Below are 23,335 nucleotides of genomic sequence, written 5' to 3'. Positions count from 1 at the left end.
CTGGGATGCGGGTTTACGCTCAACACCGTGGAGGCACATTATCCGGCCCACTGGGAGGCCGATGTCGTCCTGGCCGACGGTGGCACCGCACACGTCCGTCCCATCAGGCCCGCCGACGCCGACCGCCTCCGTTCCTTCTACTCGCGCCTGTCGGACGAGTCGATCTACTTCCGGTTCTTCGGTCCGCGCCCCAACCTGTCGGACCGGGAGGTCGAGCGGTTCACCAACGTCGACTACGTCAACAGGGTCGCGCTGATCGCCACCATCGGCGCCGACATGGTGGCCGTGATCCGCTACGACCGCACGGGCCCGGGCGAGGCCGAGGTCGCCTTCCTCGTCGAGGACGCCCACCAGGGCAGGGGAGTGGCCTCCGTGCTGCTGGAGCACCTGGCGGCCACGGCCCGCGAGCGCGGCATCGAGCGGTTCATCGCCGACGTCCTGCCGGCCAACAAGCGCATGACAGGCCTGCTGCGCCAGGCGGGCTACACGGCGCAGACCCAGTTCGCCGACGGCGTCGTACGCATGACGTTAGACCTCACTCCCACCGACACTTCCGCCGAGGTCACGGCGGCGCGTGAGCACCGGGCGGAGGCCAGGTCCATCGCCCGGCTGCTCGCCCCGGGCTCGGTCGCGGTCATCGGCGCCTCGCGCGAGCCGGGCGGGGTGGGCCAGACGGTCCTGCGCCACCTGCTGGCCGCCGACTTCACCGGCCCCGTCTATCCGGTGCACCGCGAGGTGCGGGCGGTCGCGGGCGTGCGGGCATATCCGAGCGTGAGCGCGATCGACGACGACGTGGACCTGGCCGTGGTGGCGGTGCCGGCCGAGAGCGTCGTCGACGTGGTCAAGGAATGCGCGGAGAAGGGTGTGCACGGGCTGGTCGTGGTCTCGTCGGGGTTCGGCGAGAGGGGGGCGGAGGGCAGGGCCCGGCAGCGGGAGCTGGCGCGCGTCGCCCGCTCCTACGGCCTGCGCGTCGTGGGCCCCAACTGCCTCGGCATCGCCAACACCGACCCGGCCGTCAAGCTCAACGCCACCCTCGCCGCCACCGTGCCGGGCCGGGGCAAGGTGGGCTTCTTCAGCCAGTCAGGCGCGCTCGGCACCGCGCTGCTCCAGCGGGTGGCGCAGCGCGGCATGGGCATCTCGACGTTCGTCTCCGCGGGCAACAGGGCCGACGTCTCGGGCAACGACCTGCTGCAATATTGGGAGGAGGACGACTCGACCGAGGTGATCCTGCTCTACCTGGAGACGCTGGGCAATCCGCGCAAGTTCACCCGGCTGGCCAGGCGCATCTCCCGCAGCAAGCCCATCGTCGTGGTCAAGAGCGGCGGCACCCGCGCCGGGCTCTCGCCGGAGGAGCCGGGGCTGCCGGACTCGGCGATCGGCCCGCTGTTCGAACAGGCGGGCCTGATCAGGGTCGACGACCTCTTCCAGCTGTTCGACGTGGGCCAGCTGCTGGCCTACCAGCCGCTGCCCGCCGGCCCCCGGGTCGCGCTCGTGACCAACTCCGACGCGCTCGGCCTGCTCGCCGCCGACGCCTGCTGCGCCGCAGGGCTGGAGCCCCGTGCGCCGGTCAACCTGGGTGCGGCCGCGGGCCCCGCGGAGTTCGGTACGGCGCTCGCCGACGAACTGGCCTCCCCCGACGTGGACGCCGCGGTCGTGATCTACATGCCGCCCGTTCCCGGGGAGACGGACCAGGTGGCGGCCGAGCTGCTGCGGGCCGCGAAGGACACCGGCAAGCCGGTGCTCACGACGTTCCGCGGCTACCTGGGCATGGACCCGGCGCTGCGGGTGGGGACGCGCGGCTCCGTGACGCCCGCCCGTGGCTCGATCCCGTCCTATGCGGCGCCGGAGGAGGCGGTCAGGGCGCTGGCCCACGCGGTGCGCTACGCGAAGTGGCGCGCCCAGCCGGTGGCGCCGCCGACGGCGCTCGACGACATCGACACCGCCCGCGCCCGAACCCTCGCCCACACCGCCCTGTCCACCCCGCCAGAGCCGACGACCCCCCAGCCCACCGCCGCAACCCCCCAGCCCGCCGCTGAGACCCCCCAGTCCACCGCCGCAACCCCCCAGCTCACTGCTGAGACCCACCAGCTCACCGCCGCGACCGCCCCGACTGCCGGTGCGACCGGCCTGGCCGCCCCGACTGCGGGCGTGGCCGGGCTGGTCGCCGGCGTGGCCGGTCCGACCGGCGGGGGAGACGCGGCTGGTCCGGTCGGCGGGGGAGACGCGGTCGCCGCGCCGCCGCCTGTGTTCGCCGAGGCCGGCCCGCCCGTCGAGATCGACGCCACCGAGCTGCTCTCCTGCTACGGCCTGACGGTCTGGCCCGCCGAGGTGGTGCGCTCGCCCGACGAGGCGGTCGCCGCCGCCGAACGCCTCGGCTGGCCCGTGGTGCTCAAGGTGGCCGATCCGGGCGCCTCGCGCCGCGCGGGCACCGTGCGCCTGGGGCTGACCGGCCAGGAGATGGTGCGGCACGCGTACGCCGAGTTCGCCGACCAGCTCGGCGCGGAGGTGGAGCTGGCGGTGCAGCGTATGGCGCCGCAGCCGGCCGTGCCGACCGTGGTGAGCGTCATCGAGGACCCGGCGTTCGGGCCGGTGGTGTCGTTCGGACTGGGCGAGGTGGCCGCCCGCCTCCTGCTCGACCAGGGCTTCCGCCTGGCCCCGCTGACCGGCGCGGACGCCTCCGCCCTGGTCAGGTCCGTACGCGCGGCGCCCCTGCTCTTCGGCCAGTACGGCTACCCGCCCGTGGCGGTCGGTGCCCTGGAGGACCTCCTCGTGCGCGTCGGCCGCCTGGCAGGCGACCTGCCGGAGCTGGCCCGGCTGGACCTGGACCCGGTGCTCGTGGGCGAGTCGGACGCCTTCGTGCTCGGCGCCAGGGCCACCCTGCGCACCCCGGCGGGCCCACGGCTGGACGGCGGCCCACGCCGGCTCTCCTGATCCGCCCAGAGCGAAGGCGGCCCACGTCGGCTCTCCTGACCCGCCCAGAGCGAAGGCGGCCCACGCCGGCTCCTGACCCCGCCCTGAGCCGACGCGGCCCGGGTCGGATCTCGTGATCCGCCCTGAGCGAAGGAAGTGGCCTGAGTGCGCAATGATGCCTGGATAAAGACGTTATAGAGCGTTATATGCGGCGGGTGAGTGCGGAGCCGGTCCCTGGCAGGATGGAGCCATGAGGGAAACCCGAGTCTCAGCCGCGGGCCTGCGTGAAGCGATCGAGCGCAGCGGCTACTATCCCGACCTCGTCACCGATGCGGTCGAATCCGCGCTGGGCAAGGAGGCCGTGACCGCGTTCGTGGTCCATCACGAGGCCACATTCGATCCCGCGATGGAGGTGCGCAGACACGTCACCGTCCTGGTGCTGTCGGCGACGCGGCTGCTGGTCTGCCACACCGACGAGCACCCCGCGGTGGAGGGCGTCTCGGCCTCCCACGCCTCCACCACCACCGAGGCCGTGCGGCTCAGCCGGGTCCAGTCGGTCGCCGTCACCCGCGTCGTGCCCGACCCCGCCTCCTACGCGCCGGGGGTGCCGCCCACGGAGGTGACGCTCACGATCGGCTGGGGCGCCATCTCCCACGTGGACCTGGAGCCGGCCACGTGCGGCGACGAAAACTGCGAGGCCGACCACGGCTACACGGGCGCGATCACGGCCGACGACCTCTCGCTCAGGGTGAGCGAGGCGGCCGACGGCCCGGAGGCGGTCACGCACGTACTGGCCTTCGCCAAGGCCCTCTCGGAGGCCACCGCCCGCGCCGCCTCCTGACCGGGCCGCACCGCACGCCGCCAAACAGTAAAAACTTAAGAAATCGGACGAGGGCTACGATGGGGAACATGCTGGTCCCGCGTTATGGCGGTGGGTCCCTGACCGATCTGCCAGGTTCGCTGCTGGCCGCGCTGGGCCTGCGCGAGCCCAACGCGCTCGCCATAGAGCCCGCGGACCGCATCTGCCTGTTCCTGGTGGACGGCCTGGGAGCCGAGCTGCTGCGCGCCCACGCCGAGACGGCCCCGTTCCTTTCCGGGCTGGCCCACCGGACCCTCACCGCGGGCTTCCCCGCCACCACCGTCACCAGCCTGTGCTCCCTCGGCACCGGCCTGACCCCGGGCGAGCACGGCATGCTCGGCCTGTTGCTGGCCGTGCCGGGCACCGGCCACCTGCTCAACTGCCTGCGCTGGACGATGCCCGACGGCCTGTTCATGGACCCGGAGGAGTGGCAGCCCGCCGCGACGGTCTACCAGCGCGCCGCCCAGGCCGGGATCGAGAGCGTCTACGTGGCGCCGGCCGAGTTCGAGGGCACCGGGCTGACCAGGGCCGTCTACCGCGGGGTCCGCTACCTCGCGGCCGAGGCCCCGGACGACCGCGTCGCCCGCGCCCGCGAGGCGATGCGCGAGCGATCCGCCCACGTCACGGTCTACTACGGCGACCTCGACGCCGCCGGGCACATGACGGGCTGGGGCAGCGAGGAGTGGCTGCGCCGGCTCGGCATCGTCGACGACATGGCGCGCCGGCTCGCCGAGGGCCTGCCGCCCGGCTCCGCCCTCTACGTCACCGCCGACCACGGCATGATCAACGCCACCGAGAAGATCGACGCGGAGAGCGTCCCCGAGCTGACGGCGGGGGTGGCGATGCTCGGCGGCGAGGCCAGGGCCAGGCACGTCTACGCGCGCCCCGGAGCGGCCAAGCAGGTGCTGGAGGCGTGGCGGGAGAGGCTCGACGGGAAGGCCTGGGTAGTGTCCAGGCAGGAGGCGGTCGACTCCGGCTGGTTCGGGCCCCGGGTGCGTGACGCGTGGCTGGGGCGCATCGGCGACGTCATCGCCGTCCCCTACGCCGACGTGGCCATCACCGCGCCCGGCAACCACCCGATCGAGGCCCTGTTCACCGGATACCACGGTTCGTTGACCCGGGCCGAGCAGCACGTCCCGCTCCTGGAGGTACGCACGTGACGAGCCCGCTGATCACTCCCGCCGACCTCGCCGCGCTCGGCGACGTGACGGTGCTCGACGTCCGCTGGCGGCTCGGCGGCCCGCCCGGGGTGGAGCTCTACCGCGAGGGGCACCTCCCGGGCGCCGTCTTCTGCGACCTCGACGCCGATCTCGCGGACGCGCCCGGCGCGGGTGGGCGGCATCCGCTGCCGGAGGCGGGCCTGTTCCAGGCCGCGATGCGCCGCCTGGGGGTGTCGGACGCGCGGCCCGTGGTGGTCTACGACGACACCGCCGCGACGGCCGCCGCCCGGGCCTGGTGGGTGCTGCGTTACTTCGGCCACGACGACGTACGCGTGCTCGACGGCGGCCTGCCGGCCTGGACCGAGGCCGGACTGCCGATCACCAAGGAGACCCCGGACGTCGCGCCGGGCGACTTCACGGCCCGGCCGGGCGGGATGCCGACGCTGACCGCCGCCGCGGCGGCGGCGCTGGCCACTGAGGGCGTGCTGCTCGACGCCAGGGCCGCGGAGCGTTACCGGGGCGAGGTGGAGCCGGTCGATCCGGTGGCCGGGCACGTTCCGGGGGCCGTCAGCGCGCCCACGACCGACAACGTGGGTCCCGACGGCAGGTTCCTCGACCCGGCCGCCCTGCGGGCCCGCTTCGCCGGGCTAGGCGTCGCCGAGGGCGTCCAGGCGGGTGCATACTGCGGATCGGGCGTGACCGCCGCCCACGAGGTGCTGGCCCTGGCGGTGGCGGGCCTGCCCGCGGCCCTCTACGTGGGCTCCTGGTCCCACTGGATCACCGACCCCACCCGCCCGATCGCCACAGGCTGACCACCCCGGCCCCGGGCATCCCTCGAAGCACCGGCCATCTCGATCCACCACCCCCTAATACAGGGGAAGGTCACCCGCGCCGAAGCAGGCGAAGCCGACCTCGCCGGTCTTGGCGGCGGCGTGGGCCAGGGCCGCGTCCGGGGGATGCCCCGCCGCCACGAGCTGGTGGAACGTGCTCATCATCACCGGAGCCACGTCATCCCGCACGGGCACCATTCCCGCCACCACACAGGTCGACCCCTTGGCCAGGAACGTCCCCGGCAGCCCCAGCGGCGCCCCCTCCACCGGCGTACGGGACATGCCGGAATTGCACGCCGACAACACCACCAGCCCCGCCGACCGCGGCACGTCCAGCAGGTCGTAAGCCATCAGCGAGCGGTCCTCCAGCGTGATCCCCGACACCAGCGGACTGCGCGCGTGGAACACCCCGTGCGCCGCCAGGTGCAGCACGTCGGCCACTCCCAGCGCCGCCAGCACGTCCCCCGTCCGCCCGGGCACCTCCCGCCCGTCCGGATGGCAGGACAGCACGTGCGAGACCTCCGTCCGCGCGTGCGCCAGCTCGGGCCCGGCCGCGGCCACCACCACCGGCGGGCCGCCGTCGCGCGCGCGGCCCAGCTCCCTGGCCCGCACCCAGGCCGCCGCGCTGGCGGCCACGCTCACCGGACGCTCGCGCAGGCACGGCAGCGCCGCCCAGGGCAGAGTGTGCAGGGGGCCCACCGGCACCGCCACCAGCGCCCGGTCACCCAGCTCGGCGAGCAGCGGCCGCAACAGCAGCCGCTCCACCTCCGTCCCCGCGACCTCGACGTCCTCCGGATCGGCCTGCCGCCGCAGCGAGTAACGCAGCCGTACGATCGCCTCCTTGACCGCGCGCACGCTCCCGACCCGCCGCACCAGCACCCGCTCACGGCTGATCAGCACGCCCAGCAGCGCGTCGCCCTCCGCCACGAACTCCACCAGCGCCCCGCGCGCGCCCAGCTCGGCCCGCACCCGCTCGGGGTCCACCGCCGAGCAGGCGTGCGCGGGCGCGGTGACCGCCCGCCACCGCTCGGCCCACTCGAACACGTCCGTCGCGCACCCGTCCCGGACCGCCAGCCGCAGCCCGAAGGCCGCCAGCCGGTCCCCGGCCCGGGCCGCGTGTGCGCGCACCGACGGGTCGTCGAACGTCTCCACCTGCTCGCTCACCTCCGCCAGCCCGTCGTGGACCGCGCGGAAGGCCCCCGTGACGTCCTCCCGCAGCGAGGCCTCCAGGGCGAGCGCGTGCTGCCGCACCGGCACCGGGATGCCGGTCGTCTGAGGCTCGGCTCCCAGCGAGGTGAGCCGGGTGCCGACCGGCATCCAGCGCTCGTTCCGGTGGACGTGCCGGGTGAGCCTGGCCAGTTGGGCCGAGGCCGTCGGATGATCGTCCACGGCCAGCGCCGCCTCGGCCGCGGCCAGCCGCAACGCCGCCGCCCCCGCCCGGTCGGCGAACCCCTGCTCCAGCTCGTCCGCGCACGCGATCAGCTCCGCGAGCAGCTCGGGCGTGGCCGGTTCGAGAGCCAGGCGGGAGCGCAGGATGACCTCCTTGGCCAGCGGCAGCCACGACGTCCGGTCCTGCGCGGCCAGCTCGGCCGTCGCCTGGTCGGCCACCTCCCACGCCCGGCGCGGGTCACCGGTGAGCAGCTCCACCTGCGCCAGCTTCAGCCGCGCCTCCGCCAGCGCCACGTGCGCGCCGGCCGCCTCCAGATCGGGTACGGCCAGGCTCAGCATGGCCCTGGCCTCCCCGGGCAGGTGGGCGGCCAGCAGGGCTCCGGCAAAGTCGGCCCGCATCGTGGCCAGCCGCTCGGGGAAGCCGAACAGCGTGTCCTCGGCCTCCCGGTAGTGCTTGAACGCCCCGGCGATGTCCCCCCGGCGTACGGCGAGGAAGGGCAGGTTGGCGGCGGACAGGCGGGCCAGGTGCCGTAGCCCGGACCGGCGGGAGATCTCCAGGCAGGCGCTCAGATCGCGCATGGCGGCGTCCCAGTCACCACGGTAGGAGTGGATGAGCCCCCGGTTGAGCAGCCCGCCCGCCAGGAACCGGTGGTCGTCGATGGTGCCCGGCGCCTTCACCAGCTTCCGCAGCGCCCGGTCGCAGGCGGCGATGGCCTCCTGGTGGCGGCCGAGGTGGGCCAGGGCGACCGCGCGCTGGGTGTCCAGCTTGGCGCGGTCCAGCGGGGACAGGTATGCCCACGCCAGCGCGGCCACCCGCAGGGCCTGCAGGGGATGGCCGCGTTCGGTGCGGACGGTGACCAGGGACAGCCGTGCCTGGGCCACCCGCTCCGGCGGCGCGCCCACGGTGGCGATGGCCGCGCGGAGATGCTCCTCGGCGCTCTGGAGGTCACCCAGCTCGCGGGCGGCCAGCGCCATCGCCCGAAGCGCCATGGCCTCCCCTTCAGGGAAGCCGGCGCGGCGGGCCGTGGCGAGCACGAGGCTGCCCGCGTGCAGGGCATGGGCGGGATCGACCAGGGAACGCATGAGGGCGGCCTCGGCCGCCCTGACGAGCCGGTCGCGCAGTGGATCCGATGTCACGCTCATGAGGGCCTTGCTCGAAAAAGCCGGGAGAGGGCGCGGCTCTCCCGGCTGGTCGACAGCTGCACGGGTCAGGGGCGGATGCGCACCCACCTGGTTTGTACGGGGGCGTGGCCCGGCCGGTGGCACACCACGCTGAGCCAGCCGGGCGGCAGCCCGGTGGCGATGAAGTGGCCGGTGTGCGCGATCCGCGCGGTGAGCGTGAGATGCGGGGTCCGCACATCGACGAGAGCGCCCTCTCCCGGATAGGGAGAGACCTGTCCCGCGACGTCGATGAGCCCGTCGCCCACCGTCACCTCCAGGTCGAACGTGAGGCCGGCGGCGACGAAGCGCACCAGGTGGGAACCGTCGTCATCGCGCGTGCCGCGGATCGCGGCGCACTCGCTGAAGGCGGCGGTCACCGCCCGGGGGACCCGGAACCTGAACAGGTCACGCGCGGCGGCGGACACGCGACTCGGGATCGGGTCGTTCCCGGCGGCCAGCCGGAGGGCTGCCAGGAAGTATTCGTCGTTGATCATTGCGCCGTCTCCTGGGTTGAGATCAGAGTGCGCAGTTTCTCCAGGCAGCGGGCCCGGGTCGGGCCGACGCTGCCGACGGGAACGCCGAGCCGCGAGGCCATCTGCTGGCTCCCGAGGTCGAACGCGACCAGTTGAAGCAGCGTGCGGCAGGGCTCCTGGAGGGCGGAGACCGTCTTCCAGAGCAGGCGCCGGCCGTCGGCCTCCAGGACGGCGGAGGCCGGGTCGGGGTCCTCGACGACCTCGAAGGAGGTGATCCCCCGGCGTTCCCTCCGCGACAGCAGCAGGGCCTCGTGGCGCACGGTCGTCATGAGCCAGCCTCCCACTCTCGCCGGATCCCTGATGCTCTGGAGTTGCTGGAGCAGGCGCAGCCAGGAGCCCTGGACCGCGTCGGCGGCGTCGGCCGGACTCAGACCGCACGCGCGGGCGACGGCCCACATGCGCGGCCCGAATCTGGACTCGAGCGCGTCCCACGCCGACCGGTCACCATCGGCGGCGGCCTGCAACAGCTCCGCCGGCTCGCGGGGATCGCTCACGCGGCCTCCCTTCCGACCGGTGACGAGAGGCGATCATGCCTCCTCGTGATTGGCTGAGGACTGAGCGTAAACTCTACAGACTCGCCGGGAAGACAACTCCCAGATCGGGAATTTGCCGGGGGCCGTCCAGCAGTCGCCTGGCCGCCTCCTTGGCCGGCTCGCCGGCGGCCGCGTCGGCGATGGCCCCGGCGACCAGGGCGGTGGCGAACGACGTGCCGCTCCACGCCGCGTAGCCCGTGAACTCGCCGCCGTCGAGATAGCTGCTGGTGAGCCAGTCGCCGCGGGCGCAGGCGTCCACCCAGTCGCCGTGACCCGAATAGGGCGCGCGGTGCTCCTCGGTGGCGTCCAGGGCCGCCACGGCCACCACGCCGGGCAGCGCCGCGGGCCAGAACGGCCGGTCGGAGCCGTCGTTGCCGGCGCAGGCCACCGCCACCGTGTCGGGCAGCGCGCCGAGGGCGTCGGCCAGCAGGGGCGGCGGCCCGTCGTCGAAGGAGCGGCAGCCGAAGGACAGGTTGAGCACCTGCGGCGGGCGCTCGCGCATGCGGTGGAGGGCGCGCACCACGGTGGCCTCGTCGCCCAGGCCGTCGCCGTCGAGCACCCGGCGCACCCGCAGCGCCACGCCGGGCGCCCGGCGGACCAGCAGGCCCGCGATGAACGTGCCGTGGCCTGCCTGCGAGCCCTCCGTGGCGTCGGCCTCGTCGGGGCCGAGGGCGTCGTACCAGCCGCCGCCCGGCCACCACGGGTGCTCGGCGACGCCGGTGTCCAGCAGGCCCACGATCACGTCCGAGCGCGACTTACCCGGTTTGTGAGCGATGGGCGGCGCGGGGAACGGCCGGGACGACGGACCGCCGAACCACAGCGGCTGGCCGCGGAGCACGTGGTTGGGGGAGGCCCTGAGACCCTGATCGCGCAGGTCGGCCGCCAGTTCGCAGGGGTCGACGCCGGGCGACAGGTGCAGGACGCAGACGCCGTCCGCCTCCGAGACCGCCTGGGTCCAGCGCGCCGCGGCGGAGACCGCCGACCGGTCGGTCAGCACCTGACCTGCCCGGACGTACGACTCGCCGACAGATTGAATTTCCATGAGCGGGGTGCTTCCCCCTGCTCGGCAAGCATTCACGCGCCACTCCCGCACCAACTTGGTATGGCCCCCCTCTGGTGCCGGGTAGCGACCGACGGTAGTCTCTCCCTAGTCACTTGTGATCATCCCGATACGAGGCCGTTGGGGAAGGCGCACCTCGTACCGAAACGGGAGGTCCGGTGTCTGCTCGTGGCGTCCTTTACGTCCACTCGGCTCAGCCCGCGCTGTGCCCACATATCGAATGGGCAGTCGCGGGTGTCCTTGGCGTGCCCGTAGATCTGACGTGGACTCCGCAACCCGCCGCGCCCAACGTCGTACGGGCGCAGGCGGAGTGGGAGGGCCGCCCGGGCATCGCCGCGGCCATCACCTCGTCGCTCATGGGCTGGCAACGACTCAGGTTCGAGATCACCGAGGACGCCTCGCCGGGGGTGGACGGCTCCCGGCACGCCTACACGCCGACGCTGGGCGCCTTCACGGCGGTGATCGGCGCCGGCGGCGACATCATGATCCCCGAGGACCGGCTGCGCACCGCGATGCTGGCCGCCGCGCAGGGGCGGTGCGTGCTGGAGGACGAGCTGGACAAGATGCTCGGCCGGCCGTGGGACGAGGAGCTGGAGCCCTTCCGCTACGCCGGCGACGGCGCCCCGGTCCGCTGGCTCCACGCCGCCGTCTGAGGCCCCGCCCGCCCCACCGGCCCCACGCCGCCGCCACCGGCCCCACAAAGCCGTCCGACGCCCGCGTCCCGCCCTCCGCCACCTCCTCCCACCAGGGGCTCCGCCGCAGGAGCCCCGGACCTCGTCACAGCCCCGCGCCGACGCCGGCGCGGGGCTTTCGGCAGGAGGGGCACGGGTGAGCATGCGAAAGGCCCCCCGCCGGCGTCGGCGCGGGGCCTGGTCAGAAGATCAGAGGGGGATGCCGCCGCCCGGGGACAACCAATGGCCCCCAGGGCGCGTCATACATGTGTACGGACGGGTGACTTTCTCGGCGGCGTGGCGTCGGGACAGCCGTCGACCAGATCATGGCGGCGGGCACCCGGCCGGCGGCGTGCTGCGACTCGACGCCTTTGGCGAGTCGCGCACCGCCGGAGTGCCGGGTCCGAAGACCGGCACCCGTTCTCGGACGGCCACGTGGTCAGCGTGGACGATGTTGCCGGCAGCTCGAGGAAGCGACCGTCAACCGCACAGGTGCGGGGAGCCCTGGCCGGGCTTCACGCCGACTTGAACACCACGGTCGCGTTGTGCCCGCCGAACCCGAACGAGTTGTTGACCGCGGCGATGTCGCCGTCCGGCAGCGCCCGGTTCGAGCCGTGGACGAGGTCCACCTCGATGCCGTCATCGAGGTCGTCTATGTTGATCGTGGCGGGGACGATCCGGTCCTGCAGCGCCTTGATCGTGAAGACGGACTCGATGCCGCCCGCGCCGCCCAGCAGGTGGCCGGTCATCGACTTGGTCGAGGTGACGAGCGGGTGCGTGCCGATGGCCTTGGCCACCGCCTGCACCTCGACGACGTCACCTGCGGGGGTGGAGGTGGCGTGCGCGTTGAGGTGCTTGACGTCCAGGCCGGAGACGTCGGCGTCGTTGAGCGCCTGCGTCATCGCCATGATGATGCCCCGGCCCTCGGGCTCGGGCTGGGTGATGTGGTGGGCGTCGGCGGAGAAGCCGACACCGGCGGCGTAGGCGTAGATCCGCGCGCCACGGGCCCTGGCGTATTCCTCGGACTCCAGGACGACGATGCCCGCCCCCTCGCCGAGCACGAACCCGTCCCGGCCGCGGTCCCACGGCCTGGAGGCCCCCTGCGGGTCCTCGTTGCGCTTGGACATGGCCCGCGCGGCGGCGAAGGCGGCCATGTTGAGGCCGTGGATGGCGGCCTCGGTGCCACCGGCGACCACCACGTCGGCCCGGCCGGACCTGATCATGTCCATCGCGTGGCCGATGGCCTCGGCCCCGGAGGCGCACGCCGACACGGTGGCGTGCACGCCCGCCTGGGCGCCCAGGTCGATCCCGATCCAGGCGGCCGGGCCGTTGGGCATGAGCATCGGCACGGTGAACGGCGAGAGCCGGTTCCAGCCGCGCTGCCGGTAGGTGTCGTAGGCGCTCAGCGTGGTCGAGATGCCGCCGATGCCGCTGGAGACCACCACCCCGAGCCGCTCGGGCGCCACCTCGGGGGCGCCGGCGTCCTGCCAGGCCTCCCGCGCGGCGACCAGCGCGAGCTGCTCGCTGCGGTCGAGGCGGCGCGCCTCCGGCGCCGGGAGGACCTCGGTCGGGTCGACCGCGGCCGTCCCCGCGAACTTCACGGGGACGGTGTCGATCCAGTCCGTGGTCAGGGTCTCGACACCCGACTGACCGGCGAGGAGCGCCGTCCAGGTCGAGGTGACGTCTCCACCGACGGGCGTCGTCGCGCCAAGCCCGGTGACGACGACACGTACCCGGTTCGCACTCACGTTCGCGCTCCTAACTAGGTCAGGCTGAGGGGTGTTTCAGTTCTGGATGAAGTTGAGGACGTCCTTGACCGTCTTCAGGTTCTTCAGCTGGTCGTCGGGGATCTCGACGCCGAACTCGTCCTGGGCGGCCACGGCGATCTCGACCATGGACAGGGAGTCGATGTCGAGGTCGTCCACGAAGCTCTTCTCGGGAGTCACCTCGGAGGCCGGGATGCCGGTGATCTCGTTGATGATCTTGCTGACGCTTTCGAGGATGTCCTGCTCGGTGGCGGCCATGTCGCTATTTCTCCTTCTGGTTTTCTGGTTTCTGTGCGGTCGGGCCGCACAAGCTCTGATCGGTACGGCGGGCAACCGTATCGGATGTCAGGGGATCTCGATGACCTGGCCCGCGTAGGTGAGGCCCGCGCCGAAGCCGAGCACCAGCGCGAGGCCGCCGGAGCGGACCTCGCCGCGCTCCAGCATGCGCGAGAGCGCCAGCGGGATGGAGGCGGCCGAGGTGTTGCCGGCGGTGACGATGTCACGGGCGACGACGGCCTTGTCGGCGCCGAGCTTGCGGGCGATGGCCTCGATGATGCGCAGGTTGGCCTGGTGCGGCACGAAGGCCGCCAGCTCCGAGGGGTCCACCCCCGCGCGGCTGCAGGCTTCGAGAGCCACCGGGTGCAGCGCGGTGGTGGCCCAGCGGAAGACGGTCTGGCCCTCCTGGTAGAGGAAGGACGTGCGGTCCTCGATGCTGATCGCCTCGGACTTGTCGCCGGCGCTGCCCCACACCACCGGGCCGATGCCGGGCGTGTCGGAGGGGCCCACCACCGCGGCGCCCGCGCCGTCGGCGAAGATCACCGCAGTGGACCGGTCGGTCCAGTCGACCCACTGCGACAGCTTCTCCGCGCCGATGACCAGCACGTTTCTGGCCGAGCCCGCGCGAACGGCGGCGCTGGCGGTGGCGAGCGCGTAGCAGAACCCGGCGCAGGCGGCGTTCACGTCGAAGGCGCCCGGCGAGTTGATGCCGAGGCGGTGGGCGACGACGGCGGAGGCGTTGGGGATCTGGGACTCCAGCGTGCAGGTGGCCACGATGACCAGGTCGACCTCATCGGGCGACAGGCCGCTCGCCGCCAGCGCCTTACCGCCGGCGATGGTGGCCATGTCCTCGACGGACTCTTCCTTGCCCGCGACTCTGCGCTGCTGGATGCCGACCCTGGACTGGATCCACTCGTCGCTGGTGTCCATGGTCTTGGTCAGATCGTCATTGGTGACGATGTTCGGCGGTTGGTAGTGGCCCAGGGCCAGCACTCGGCCGCCGGGGGCGATGTCCGGGATCCTCACTTGTTCAACTCCCTGGCCGCGTCAAGGTCGTCTGGTGTCTTCAGGGCCGCGGTCCGCACGCCGCGCAGGCCGCGCTTGGCCAGGCCGGTCAGTGTGCCGCCGGGCAGCAGCTCGATCATCTCGGTGACCCCGAGCTCGGCCATGGTCTCCATGCAGGCGCCCCATCTGACGGGGCTGCTGACCTGCTTGACCAGGCTTTCGAGGAACTCGGTGCCGGAGGTGACGGCCTTGCCGTCGGCGTTGGACAGCAGCGTGATCCGCGGGTCGGACGGCACGACGTGCCGGGCCGCCTCCCGCAGGCTCTCCACCGCCAGGGCCATGTGGTCGGTGTGGAACGCGCCCGCCACGGAGAGCGGGATGAGCCGGGCCCGGGCCGGCGCGTCCTCCTTGAACGCCGCGAGCTGCTCCATCGTGCCGCCCGCGACGATCTGGCCGGCGCCGTTGACGTTGGCGGGGGTCAGGCCGTGCCGCTCGATGGCGGCCAGCACTTCCTCCTCGACCCCGCCGAGCACGGCGGTCATGCCGGTCTCGGTGACGGCGGCGGCCTTGGCCATGGCCTGGGCCCTGTCGCGTACGAGGCCGAGCGCCTCCTCCGGGGTGAGCACCCCGGCGAGCGCGGCGGCGGCGAACTCGCCCACGCTGTGGCCTGCGACCACGTCGGGCGTCAGGCCGAGCACCTCCGCCGAGGCCAGTGCGGCTGCCACGAGCAGCGGCTGGGCGACGGCGGTGTCACGGATCTCGTCGGCACCGGCGGTCGTGCCGAAGGCGATCAGGTCCAGCCCGACGACCTCCGACCAGGCGCCGATCCTGTCGGCCACACCGGGCAGCTCTAGCCAGGGAGTCAGGAAACCTGGTGTTTGGGCGCCTTGGCCCGGAGCGACGAGTACAAGCACAAATTCCACCTTGCCCTGTAGAACTCCGACACGCGGATGGAGATCCGTACACACTTTGTGGCGGCTGTTTTGTGGGGAACCTACAGTGGGGATTTCAGGCGGGCCAGGTAACGGCGGTTTCGGAGAGCCTGCCGAGGATCAGGCCGACCTGCAGCGTGAAGGCCGAGCGGCCCTCCGTGGGCTGGTAGCCGGTCAGTTCGGTGATCTTCTTCAGGCGGTAGCGGACCGTGTTGGGGTGGACGAACAGCAACCGCGCCGTCGCCTCCAGCGAGGTGCCCTGCTCCAGGTAGGTGGCCAGCGTGTCGAGCAGCGGCGTGCCGGCGAGCGGCAGGTAGACGTTCTCGATGAGCTGCTCCCTGGCGTCGACGTCACCGTCGAGCGCCCGCTCGGCCAGCAGGTCCTCGGAGTGCACCGGGCGGGGCGCGTCCGGCCAGCCGGCGGAGGCCTTCAGCCCGGCCAGCGCCGCCCTGGCGGAGCTGGCGGCGGCGTGCAGGTCGGCGACCTCGGGGCCGATGACGATGGGGCCCACGCCGAAGCGGGCCACGACCTGCCTGGCCGCGTCGTTGACGCTATCGGCGCCGCCGACGATCACGATCAGCCGGTCGGCCTGAACCCCGGCCAGCAGGTCCATGCCGATGCGGCGGCCCTTCTCCCGTAGGCCGTCGATGACCGCCCGGGGGTCGCCCTCGGGGGCGTGGCCGGCGATGACGACCACGGGGGAGGAGGTCCAGCCGAGCGCGGCCGCCCAGGAGTGCAGGCCGTCGTCCACCTCGCCGCGTACGAGGGCGTCCACGATCAGCGCCTCCAGCCGGGCGTCCCACGACCCCCTGGCCTCGGCCTCCCTGGCGTAGACGTGGGCGGCGGCGAAGGCCACGTCGCGGGTGTAGCGCAGCATGGCCTGCTGGAGCTGGTCCTCGCCGCCCGGCGCGGCCAGCTCGTGCGTCTGCGCCTCGACCACCTCGACCACGACCCTGACGATGTCGACGGTCTGCTGCAGCGAGATCGACCGCTTCAGCTCGCGCGGGGCCGTGCCGAAGAACTCGATGCTGGGCGTGGGCCGGTCCTTGCCGGCGTGCTGGAACCACTCGACGAACGCCGCGATGCCGGCCTGGGCCACGAGTCCGACCCACGACCGGTCCTCGGCGCTGAGCGCGCGGAACCATGGAAGCTGCTCGTCCATGCGCGCCATCGCCGCCGTGCCGAGCGAGCCCATGGCCCGCTCCAGCCTGCGGGTGGTGTCCTCCCGGGTCCGGTCTGTCACGTCTCCTAGAGTGCCAGGTTCGTTCGGATGAGCTGAACCCCGCGGCCCCGCGTGGTCGCCGTGCCTCGCCCGGCGGCCGGTGCGGTGCTCAGATGACGGCGACGGCGGTGATCAGGCCGATGGCCAGGTGGGTGACGGCCAGCAGCCGCGCGCCCGGCTGCAGCTCGGGCTCCTTGACCAGGTCGCGGACCGAGATGCCGACGATCCGGTCGAACAGCAGCATCGCCACGGTCTGCACCACGATGCCCACCAGGCCGAAGACCGCGGTGCCCGCCAGCCCCTCCGTCAGCCGGCCGCCGGAGGACCAGATGGAGGCGGCCACGATCAGGCCGACCGCGCCCAGGGCCGAGGTGGTCAGGAGGGTGGCGTTCGGGTTGCGCTCGCTGCGGATGACCTCGCTCAGCTTGCCGGGGGTGGCCCAGTCGATCACGTAGAAGCCGATGATCATCAGGAGCACGCCGACGGCGGCGTACGCGGCGATGGCGCCCGCGCCACGGGCGAGGATTTCGATGAGGGTCACGTCAGTTCCAATCGGGGGTGCTGTGCGGGTCGGTGGTTCGGTGAAGCTCGGGAGGGGGCTCAGTCGGCGATGCGGTGCGGGACGAACGAGGAGGTGTCGTCGGTGATGAAGCCGGTCGTCTCCCGGATGCCCAGCCCGGCCGCCTCGTCGGCGACCACCCAGGCGCCGAGCACCGGACGCTGCCCCTCGAAGACGGGCAGTGCCTCGAAGCCCTGGTAGACGTAGCCCTCCTGGCCGTAGGCGCCGGGGGTCTCCTGGGTGCCCTCGGGGGTGACGATGCGCATCGAGGCGCCCTCCCTGCCCAGCAGCGGCTTGGCGATGTAGGAGGTCAGGTCGCGCGGTCCGTCGAGGTAGGCGGGCAGCAGGCTGGGATGGTCCGGATGGAGCTCCCACAGCACGGCCAGCAGGGCCTTGTTGGACAGCAGCGTCTTCCACAGCGGCTCGATCCAGGTGGCGTACCGTACGGCGTGCCGCCCGAACGGCTCGCCCAGCATCCACTCCCACGGATAGAGCTTGAACACCGAGCGGATCATCCGCTCCTCGACGTCCACGAAACAGCGGTTGAGCGAGTCCCAGCCGATGTCCTCCATGGCGACGGCCATGGTCTGCAGGCCGGCCTGCTCGGCGGTGTCCTGGAGGTAGGCCACCGTCATGGCCTCCTCGCCCGACTCGTCCATGTTGGTGAACGCGAAGTGTGTCGGCCCCGGCGGCAGCCTCAGCTCGCGCCAGCGGTCGATGAGCCGCTCGTGCAGGGAGTTCCACTGGTCGTCGGCCGGGTGGACGTCCTTTAGCCAGAACCACTGCACGACCGACGACTCCACGAGGGAGGTCGGGGTGTCGGCGTTGTACTCCAGCAGCTTGGCCGGGCCGGTGCCGTCGTAGCGCAGGTCGAAGCGAGCGTACACGTGGGGGTCGCGGCGCTCCCATGAGCGCGCCACGTCCTCCCAAGCCCACTCGGGGATGGCGAAGTCGGCGAAACGCCGGGTCGAGATCACGTGCTCGACCGCGCGCAGGCACATGCCGTGCAGCTCCTCGACCTGCTCCTCCAGCGCCTCGACCTCGTCCATCGAGAAGACGTAGTGGACGGACTCGTCCCAGTACGGCCGGTGCAGCCCGGACGGGTGGGCGGTGCGGTGGTAGGCCAGGCCATGGCCCTCGATCGTCTTCTCCCAGCCAGGCCTGGGAGTGCCATGCTCGCGGCGCACCTGTCAGCTCCCGCCGCTCCCGCGGCTGCCGAAGCCGCCGCGCTGGATCTGCTTGCCGGCGCGGGTGGTGATGTTCGTGTCCGACGGCCGGTAGGTGGTGCCGCCGTGCACGGTGTTGCCGGTCCTGGTGCCGCCGTAGTACCAGTGGTACGCCCCGCGCGAACCGCTGTAGTAGTGGTGGGAGCCGTCGTCGTCATCGTCGCAGTAGTCGTCGTCCACGACCTCGTAGGTGCCGTCCGCTAATTGGATGACACAGTCGGCGGTGACGTCGTCGTCATCGTTCTCGGCGATGACCCAGGCCCCGACCAGCATCACGGACAGGACGCCGACGATGGTCAGCGGAACGGCCTTGGACGATTTTCGCGGCTGCTTCGGCTGGTCGTTGTGGTGCGGCGGATTGGGCATCAAGATCCTGCTTTCATGGGCCGAACAGCCTATCGGCGGCCCCGCCCCCCGTTCAATGATGGTCGGTTGTTGTCTTTCCTTGGGGTATCAATCGGCTTATGGAACCGGTTGAGGCCTTGCGCGAGATCGCCTTCCTGCTGGAGCGCGCCGGAGAGCCCACCTATCGTGTGCGGGCCTTCCGCCGCGCCGCCGCGGTCGTCGCCGACCTGCCCCCGGACGAACTGGCGCGGCTGTCCCGCACGGGCGGACTCGGCGACCTGCCAGGCATCGGTAAGGTCACCACACTCGTGATCAACGAAGCGCTGGCGGGTGAGGTTCCGACATATTTGCGCAGGATGCGGGCGACAGAGGGCGTCCAGCTGGACGCGGCCGCCGCGGAGCTGCGGGCCGCGCTGAAAGGCGACCTGCACAGCCATTCCGACTGGTCGGACGGGGGCTCGCCGATCGAGGAGATGGCGGAGGCGGCCATCGTTCTGGGGCACGAATACTGGGCGCTGACCGACCACTCGCCCCGGCTGAAGGTGGCCAGAGGGCTCCCGGCCGAGCGGCTGGAGCAGCAACTGGAGGTGGTGGCCAAGCTGAACGAGCGGCTGGCCCCGTTCCGGGTCCTGACCGGCATCGAGGTGGACATCAACCCGGACGGCTCGCTCGACCAGTCGCCCGAGCTGCTGGAACGGCTGGACGTGGTGGTGGCCAGCGCGCACTCGCAGCTGCGCATGGACAGCGAGGACATGACCCGCCGGATGGTCACCGCCATCGCCAACCCGCTGGTGGACGTGCTGGGGCACTGCACGGGGCGGGTGGTGCGGGCCGGGGGCGCGCGCGGGGCGCGGCGGCCGGAGTCGTCCTTCGAGGCGGAGCTGGTCTTCGAGGCCTGCCGCCGGTTCGGGGTGGCGGTGGAGGTCAACTCGCGGCCCGACCGGCTCGATCCGCCGAAGCGGCTGATGCGGCTGGCGTACGAGATGGGGTGCGTCTTCGCGATCGACTCGGACGCGCACGCGCCCGGGCAGCTCGACTGGCAGCGGTACGGGTGCGAGCGGACGGCCCTGTGCGGGATCGAGGCGGATCGGGTCGTGAACACCTGGCCGCTCGACCGGCTCCTCGCGTGGACCCGGGGAGAGGTGTGACCCGGCTCGTGCCTGACGGGCTGGGCGGGTGAGGTAGTGGCTCAGCCGGGACAGCAGGGTGGCGGGGCGGACAGAGGGGGGTTGCGGGGTCGGCGGGTGCCGCACGATTGTCGGTGGCGCGACGTAACGTCGCGACTGTGAACCGTACCGACCGGCTCTACGCGCTCGTCGAGGACCTGCGCGCGATCTCACCCCGCTGCCGCTCCGCCCGCGAGCTGGCCGAGCGGTTCGAGGTGAGCGTGCGCACCATCGAGCGTGACATCGCCGCGTTACAGGAGTCGGGGGTGCCGATCTACGCGGAGCCGGGGCGCAAGGGCGGTTACGCCATCGACAAGAAGATGTCCCTCCCGCCGCTCAACTTCACCCCGGCCGAGGCGGTGGCCATCGCGCTGGCGCTGAGCCGGGCCGGGGACCAGCCGTTCGGGCGGCAGGCCCGCAGCGCCTTACGCAAGGTGGTGGCCGCGATGCCGGGGCCCGAGGGCGAGCTGGCCAGGGAGCTGGCGCGGCGGGTGCAGCTCGTTCACCTGCCGCCCGAGCCGGGCGCCGGGATCCAGCCGCTGGGCGGGGAGGGCATCTCGCGGGCCATCGAGGACGCCCTGCTCCGCCGCCGGGTCCTCAGACTCGATTACGCCGACGCCAAGGGCGCGCTGACCTCACGAGACGTCGAGCCGGGGGTGTTCCTGGGCGGCCGGGGCGGGTTCTGGTATCTGGTCGCCTGGTGCCGCCTGCGCGAGGACGTGCGGGTCTTCCGCCTCGATCGCATCGCCGCCGCCGTCGTCACCGCCGAGCGCTGCCCCGACCGGCCGCTCGAAGGCTTCGCCCCCGACGTTCCCGAGATGATCGTCCACGGCACCCTCCTGGACTGAAACGCTCGAAAAGTCAATCGAAAACACCGACATAGGGTTGTCGCCGACACGTTAGATCGTTGTCTTGTTCGAAATTTTGGAGGCGACGATGGATAACACGGTGACCTGGTTCGAGGTCGCGACCGACGACCCCGACGGTGCCGAGAGGTTCTATGGCGGGTTGTTCGGGTGGGAGTTCACCCGCGACGACGGGCCGATGGACTACCGGATGATCGGTTTTCCGGGCGGCGCTCAGCCGGCCGGCGGACTCTACAACACCAAGGGCGAGTTCCCCGGCCATGCCGTGTTCCACGTTCAGGTGGCCGACGTCGAGGAGACCTGCGCCAGGAGCGAGTCGCTGGGCGGCAAGGTGGTCACGAAGGTGATCGACGACGGTGCGGGCACCGACTTCGCCTACCTGCGTGACGCGTCGGGCAATCTCTTCGGCGTCTTCCACCGCAGGGGATGAGCAGGTCGCGCGCCGGGGAGAGCACCTTCCCCGCCGACCCCGGCGCGCCACCGGACTGCTCCGGAGGAGCGGTTCACCCCATGCCCTGGACACGCCGCCGATCGCCGAGCGGCGGCGCGTCCAGGGCCGGGCACACGGACAGGATGGAGGGGGCGGTCAGAGGGCGGCCGTCGTCAGCCAGCGGTTCAGCAGGTCGCGGTCGCCGTACACGGTGAGCGGGTCTGGAGAGAGCCGGCCGTAGAGGAGCAGGAGCAGGTCGCGCACCGGGCCCCGTACGGCCGCGTCGCCCTTGTCGTGGCCACGGGCCCAGGTGATCCTCCCGGCGGGACCCTGCGTGATGGTCCACTCCCCGGCGGCGTCGGTGGCGTGGAGGTGGATCGTGGCCCCCTCCACGTCGAGCTCCGCCAGCGGCCGGGTGACCCAGGAGGCGTACGGCAGGTTGTGCAGATGGTCCTCGATGACGTCGATCGCGATCTCCGCCGGGACCACCGGGTCGATGCCGAGTGCGAGCTCGGCGTCGGCCCGGTGGATCACCATTTCGGAGAGCATCCGGCGGGGCCACCAGGACGCCCGCCGGTCGGGGCCCCAGGTCCACACCTCCAGCTCGGGATCGGTGGCGCGCAGCGTGTCGAGCAGCTCCGCCGCCCCGGCCACGAGCCAGCCGGCGTCAACGCTGCCTCCTTCGGCCAGGCCGAGGGGAATCCGGGCCGGCCAGATCCGCTCCTGGACCCGTTCGCGCAACACGTGGACCGTCCAGCGGTGCAGCCGGCCGACATGAGTGACCAGCTCGTCCATCGTCCATCCCGGGCACGTGGGCACCGGGACGGACAGGTCGCCCGCCAGGGCGGCGAGGCGTGCGGTCTCCTGCTCGATGAGCGAGATCCGCGCTCGGTAGTCGATCGTCACGCGCCCACCCTAGGCGGCCGGGCAGGTGGCGCCCTTCCCGGGCACTTTGCCCTCCAGCAGGTAGCTGTCCACGAGGCCGCGGATGCACTTGCTGCCCGACAGGTACGCCCCGTGCCCCTCGCCCTCGTACGTCACCAGCGTCGCGGTCTTGAGCTGCGACGTCAGCCGCGGCGCCCACTCGTACGGCGTGGCCGGGTCGCCCTTGCCGCCCACCACCACGATCGGCGCCGACCCGGTGGCGTCCACGTGCCGCGCCTCGTTGCTGCCCTTGACCGGCCACACCCGGCAGAGCCCGCCCGAGCCCTCGCTGCCGAACAGCGGTGAGATCTTCAGCGCCGCCGCCTCGGTGCGCCGCAGGTCGGCCTCAGAGGGACGTTCGGCCGTGTCCACGCAGGTGATGGCCGGGAAACTGGTCATCTGCGTGGAGTAGGTGCCGCTCTCGCTGCGCCCGGTGTAGGAGTCGGCCAGGAACATCAGCGCCTGGCCACGGCCCTTGAGCGTGTCGCCGAGCGCCTGCTCTAGGAACGGCCAGGTCAGCTCGGAGTAGAGGGCGGCGGCCACGCCGGTCGAGGCCAGCCCCTGGGTCAGCTGGCGGTTGCCGACCTTCAGCGGCTTGGCGGCGAGGTCGTTCATCAGCTTGGCGACGTTCGCGTTGGCGGTGGCCACGTCCTTGCCGACGGCGCAGGAGCCGTCCTTGACGCACGAGCGCAGGAAGCTCTCGTAGGCCTGCTGGAACCCGCGGGTCTGCGCCAGCGTGCGCTGCTCGAAAGAGACCGTGGGGTCGAGCGGCGCGTCGAGCACCATGCGGCCCACGTTGCGCGGGAACAGGGTGGCGTAGACGCCGCCGAGCTGGGTGCCGTACGACATGCCGACGTAGTTGAGCTTGGGGTCGCCCACGGCGGCGCGGATGCGATCCATGTCGCGGGCGGCGTTCACGGTGCCGACGAAGGGCAGGATCTTGCCGGAGTCCTGCTGGCACAGGGCGGCGAACTGCTTGTTGGCCTGCTCGCTCTCCCGGTGCGTCTCCTCGTTGGACGGCAACGTGTCCAGCGAGGTGAACTCCTCCAGCTCGGCGCTGTCGCCGCAGCGCACTCCGGAGCTGCGCTCGACCCCGCGCGGGTCGAAGCTGATCAGGTCGTAGCGGGTGCGCAGCGTGGCGAGCATCTTGCCGGCCTGGTCGAGCGTGTCGACGCCGGAGGCGCCGGGACCGCCGAAGTTGAACACCATCGAGCCGAGCCGCTTGCCCTTGTCGGTGGCGGGCAGCTTGATGAGCGCCAACTCCAGCTTGTCGCCGTCGGGCTTGGCGTAGTCCAGCGGCACGCTCAGCTTCCCGCACCGCACGGAGGGGTCCTGCCGGGCCGGCGGCGCGCCGTCGGGACGCTTGAGGTCGGTACACGGACCCCAGGCGATCTGCTCGGGCGCGGTGGTGGCGTCGGCGGCGGGCTCGGCGGGTGCGGTGGAGCAACCGGCGGCCGTCACGACCAGGGCGGCGGCTAGGACGCGTCGCATAACAGAATTCCCCTCGTGTTC

22 protein-coding genes are annotated in these 23,335 nt (G+C 72.4%); 8 read left to right on the top strand and 14 right to left on the bottom strand.

The genetic code is table 11. From position 1 onward, the window contains the following. Positions 1-27 precede the first annotated feature (27 nt). The 4 genes from BLS95_RS34380 (at position 28) to BLS95_RS34365 (ending at position 5,741) form a co-directional block, all read left to right on the top strand. Complete coding sequence (locus tag BLS95_RS34380) at positions 28-2,931, top strand: bifunctional acetate--CoA ligase family protein/GNAT family N-acetyltransferase (RefSeq protein ID WP_090941228.1); 2,904 nt, start codon at positions 28-30, stop codon at positions 2,929-2,931. A 229-nt stretch (positions 2,932-3,160) separates the two neighbouring features. Further along, positions 3,161-3,751, top strand: a complete 591-nt coding sequence (locus tag BLS95_RS34375; protein ID WP_090941225.1) for a DUF5998 family protein — start codon at positions 3,161-3,163, stop codon at positions 3,749-3,751. A 68-nt stretch (positions 3,752-3,819) separates the two neighbouring features. Continuing rightward, on the top strand, positions 3,820-4,929 hold the full coding sequence (locus BLS95_RS34370) for an alkaline phosphatase family protein (protein ID WP_245765463.1): 1,110 nt from the start codon (positions 3,820-3,822) through the stop codon (positions 4,927-4,929). Next, on the top strand, positions 4,926-5,741 hold the full coding sequence (locus BLS95_RS34365; RefSeq protein ID WP_090941217.1) for a sulfurtransferase: 816 nt from the start codon (positions 4,926-4,928) through the stop codon (positions 5,739-5,741). The genes BLS95_RS34370 and BLS95_RS34365 overlap by 4 nt, the downstream gene beginning before the upstream one ends. Positions 5,742-5,795: 54 nt before the next feature. On the opposite strand, the gene BLS95_RS34360 is transcribed toward BLS95_RS34365, so the two are convergent. The 4 genes from BLS95_RS34360 to BLS95_RS34345 form a co-directional block, all read right to left on the bottom strand. After that, the gene (locus tag BLS95_RS34360) at positions 5,796-8,291 is read right to left on the bottom strand and encodes a CHAT domain-containing protein (protein ID WP_090941212.1); all 2,496 of its coding nucleotides are present in this window, start codon (positions 8,289-8,291) and stop codon (positions 5,796-5,798) included. Positions 8,292-8,356: 65 nt separating this feature from the next. After that, positions 8,357-8,803, bottom strand: a complete 447-nt coding sequence (locus tag BLS95_RS34355) for a hypothetical protein (protein ID WP_090941207.1) — start codon at positions 8,801-8,803, stop codon at positions 8,357-8,359. Then, the gene (locus BLS95_RS34350) at positions 8,800-9,336 is read right to left on the bottom strand and encodes an RNA polymerase sigma factor (protein ID WP_245765462.1); all 537 of its coding nucleotides are present in this window, start codon (positions 9,334-9,336) and stop codon (positions 8,800-8,802) included. Before BLS95_RS34350 ends, BLS95_RS34355 begins: the two co-directional genes overlap by 4 nt. 73 nt (positions 9,337-9,409) lie before the next feature. Next, positions 9,410-10,417, bottom strand: coding sequence for a S8 family peptidase (locus BLS95_RS34345; protein WP_090941204.1), 1,008 nt, complete (start codon positions 10,415-10,417; stop codon positions 9,410-9,412). A gap of 176 nt (positions 10,418-10,593) precedes the next feature. Here BLS95_RS34345 and BLS95_RS34340 point away from each other — a divergent pair, with 176 nt between their 5' ends. After that, positions 10,594-11,088 carry a DUF3145 domain-containing protein gene (locus BLS95_RS34340; RefSeq protein ID WP_090941201.1) on the top strand — a complete coding sequence of 165 codons (495 nt, stop codon included), beginning with the start codon at positions 10,594-10,596 and terminating at the stop codon, positions 11,086-11,088. A 533-nt stretch (positions 11,089-11,621) separates the two neighbouring features. Here the strand turns inward: BLS95_RS34340 and BLS95_RS34335 are convergent. The 8 genes from BLS95_RS34335 to BLS95_RS34300 all read right to left on the bottom strand — a co-directional run bounded on the left by BLS95_RS34335 (position 11,622) and on the right by BLS95_RS34300 (position 18,458). Beyond that, entirely contained in the window at positions 11,622-12,854 is a 1,233-nt protein-coding gene (locus tag BLS95_RS34335) for a beta-ketoacyl-[acyl-carrier-protein] synthase family protein (RefSeq protein WP_090941199.1), read from the bottom strand. A 36-nt stretch (positions 12,855-12,890) separates the two neighbouring features. After that, positions 12,891-13,130, bottom strand: coding sequence for an acyl carrier protein (locus BLS95_RS34330; RefSeq protein WP_090941197.1), 240 nt, complete (start codon positions 13,128-13,130; stop codon positions 12,891-12,893). A gap of 87 nt (positions 13,131-13,217) precedes the next feature. After that, complete coding sequence (locus BLS95_RS34325; protein ID WP_090941194.1) at positions 13,218-14,174, bottom strand: beta-ketoacyl-ACP synthase III; 957 nt, start codon at positions 14,172-14,174, stop codon at positions 13,218-13,220. Next, a complete protein-coding gene (locus BLS95_RS34320; RefSeq protein WP_090941191.1) occupies positions 14,171-15,067 on the bottom strand; it encodes an ACP S-malonyltransferase in 897 nt (298 codons plus the stop codon). Before BLS95_RS34320 ends, BLS95_RS34325 begins: the two co-directional genes overlap by 4 nt. A 94-nt stretch (positions 15,068-15,161) precedes the next feature. Further along, a complete protein-coding gene (locus tag BLS95_RS34315) occupies positions 15,162-16,328 on the bottom strand; it encodes a PucR family transcriptional regulator (RefSeq protein ID WP_090941188.1) in 1,167 nt (388 codons plus the stop codon). Between the two features lie 88 nt (positions 16,329-16,416). Then, positions 16,417-16,848: a DUF350 domain-containing protein gene (locus BLS95_RS34310; RefSeq protein ID WP_090941185.1), complete on the bottom strand. Its 432-nt coding sequence runs from the start codon at positions 16,846-16,848 to the stop codon at positions 16,417-16,419. Positions 16,849-16,907: 59 nt separating this feature from the next. Then, positions 16,908-18,053, bottom strand: a complete 1,146-nt coding sequence (locus tag BLS95_RS34305) for a glutathionylspermidine synthase family protein (RefSeq protein ID WP_090941183.1) — start codon at positions 18,051-18,053, stop codon at positions 16,908-16,910. Positions 18,054-18,056: 3 nt separating this feature from the next. After that, complete coding sequence (locus BLS95_RS34300) at positions 18,057-18,458, bottom strand: hypothetical protein (RefSeq protein ID WP_090941180.1); 402 nt, start codon at positions 18,456-18,458, stop codon at positions 18,057-18,059. A 98-nt stretch (positions 18,459-18,556) separates the two neighbouring features. On the opposite strand from BLS95_RS34300, the gene BLS95_RS34295 reads away from it, so the two are divergent. The 3 genes from BLS95_RS34295 to BLS95_RS34285 all read left to right on the top strand — a co-directional run bounded on the left by BLS95_RS34295 (position 18,557) and on the right by BLS95_RS34285 (position 20,899). Further along, entirely contained in the window at positions 18,557-19,585 is a 1,029-nt protein-coding gene (locus BLS95_RS34295; RefSeq protein ID WP_090941177.1) for a PHP domain-containing protein, read from the top strand. Between the two features lie 137 nt (positions 19,586-19,722). Then, positions 19,723-20,451 carry a helix-turn-helix transcriptional regulator gene (locus BLS95_RS34290; RefSeq protein WP_090941174.1) on the top strand — a complete coding sequence of 243 codons (729 nt, stop codon included), beginning with the start codon at positions 19,723-19,725 and terminating at the stop codon, positions 20,449-20,451. Positions 20,452-20,539: 88 nt separating this feature from the next. After that, positions 20,540-20,899, top strand: a complete 360-nt coding sequence (locus BLS95_RS34285; RefSeq protein WP_090941171.1) for a VOC family protein — start codon at positions 20,540-20,542, stop codon at positions 20,897-20,899. 156 nt (positions 20,900-21,055) lie between these two features. Here the strand turns inward: BLS95_RS34285 and BLS95_RS34280 are convergent, their stop codons facing one another. Together BLS95_RS34280 and BLS95_RS34275 are read right to left on the bottom strand one after the other, a co-directional pair. Next, positions 21,056-21,805 (bottom strand): maleylpyruvate isomerase family mycothiol-dependent enzyme, encoded by a 750-nt coding sequence (locus BLS95_RS34280; protein WP_090941168.1) that lies wholly within the window; start codon positions 21,803-21,805, stop codon positions 21,056-21,058. A gap of 9 nt (positions 21,806-21,814) precedes the next feature. Continuing rightward, positions 21,815-23,314: an alpha/beta hydrolase gene (locus tag BLS95_RS34275; protein ID WP_090941166.1), complete on the bottom strand. Its 1,500-nt coding sequence runs from the start codon at positions 23,312-23,314 to the stop codon at positions 21,815-21,817. Between the last annotated feature and the right edge of the window lie 21 nt (positions 23,315-23,335).

It is taken from the genome of Nonomuraea jiangxiensis (assembly GCF_900099965.1).
Taxonomy (GTDB): Bacteria; Actinomycetota; Actinomycetes; order Streptosporangiales; family Streptosporangiaceae; genus Nonomuraea; species Nonomuraea jiangxiensis.
The sequence above is the reverse complement of the archived record's forward strand: the minus strand, read 5'-3'. Positions and strand labels throughout refer to the sequence as shown.

What these genes read in the sequence shown, in the direction of transcription:
- BLS95_RS34355 (WP_090941207.1), bottom strand. Translation starts at nt 8,803, where the DNA reads ATGATCAACGACGAATACTTCCTGGCAGCCCTCCGGCTGGCCGCCGGG.
- BLS95_RS34295 (WP_090941177.1), top strand. Translation starts at nt 18,557, where the DNA reads ATGGAACCGGTTGAGGCCTTGCGCGAGATCGCCTTCCTGCTGGAGCGC.
- BLS95_RS34370 (WP_245765463.1), top strand. Translation starts at nt 3,820, where the DNA reads ATGCTGGTCCCGCGTTATGGCGGTGGGTCCCTGACCGATCTGCCAGGT.
- BLS95_RS34345 (WP_090941204.1), bottom strand. Translation starts at nt 10,417, where the DNA reads ATGGAAATTCAATCTGTCGGCGAGTCGTACGTCCGGGCAGGTCAGGTG.
- BLS95_RS34360 (WP_090941212.1), bottom strand. Translation starts at nt 8,291, where the DNA reads ATGAGCGTGACATCGGATCCACTGCGCGACCGGCTCGTCAGGGCGGCC.
- BLS95_RS34375 (WP_090941225.1), top strand. Translation starts at nt 3,161, where the DNA reads ATGAGGGAAACCCGAGTCTCAGCCGCGGGCCTGCGTGAAGCGATCGAG.
- BLS95_RS34275 (WP_090941166.1), bottom strand. Translation starts at nt 23,314, where the DNA reads ATGCGACGCGTCCTAGCCGCCGCCCTGGTCGTGACGGCCGCCGGTTGC.
- BLS95_RS34285 (WP_090941171.1), top strand. Translation starts at nt 20,540, where the DNA reads ATGGATAACACGGTGACCTGGTTCGAGGTCGCGACCGACGACCCCGAC.
- BLS95_RS34330 (WP_090941197.1), bottom strand. Translation starts at nt 13,130, where the DNA reads ATGGCCGCCACCGAGCAGGACATCCTCGAAAGCGTCAGCAAGATCATC.
- BLS95_RS34300 (WP_090941180.1), bottom strand. Translation starts at nt 18,458, where the DNA reads ATGCCCAATCCGCCGCACCACAACGACCAGCCGAAGCAGCCGCGAAAA.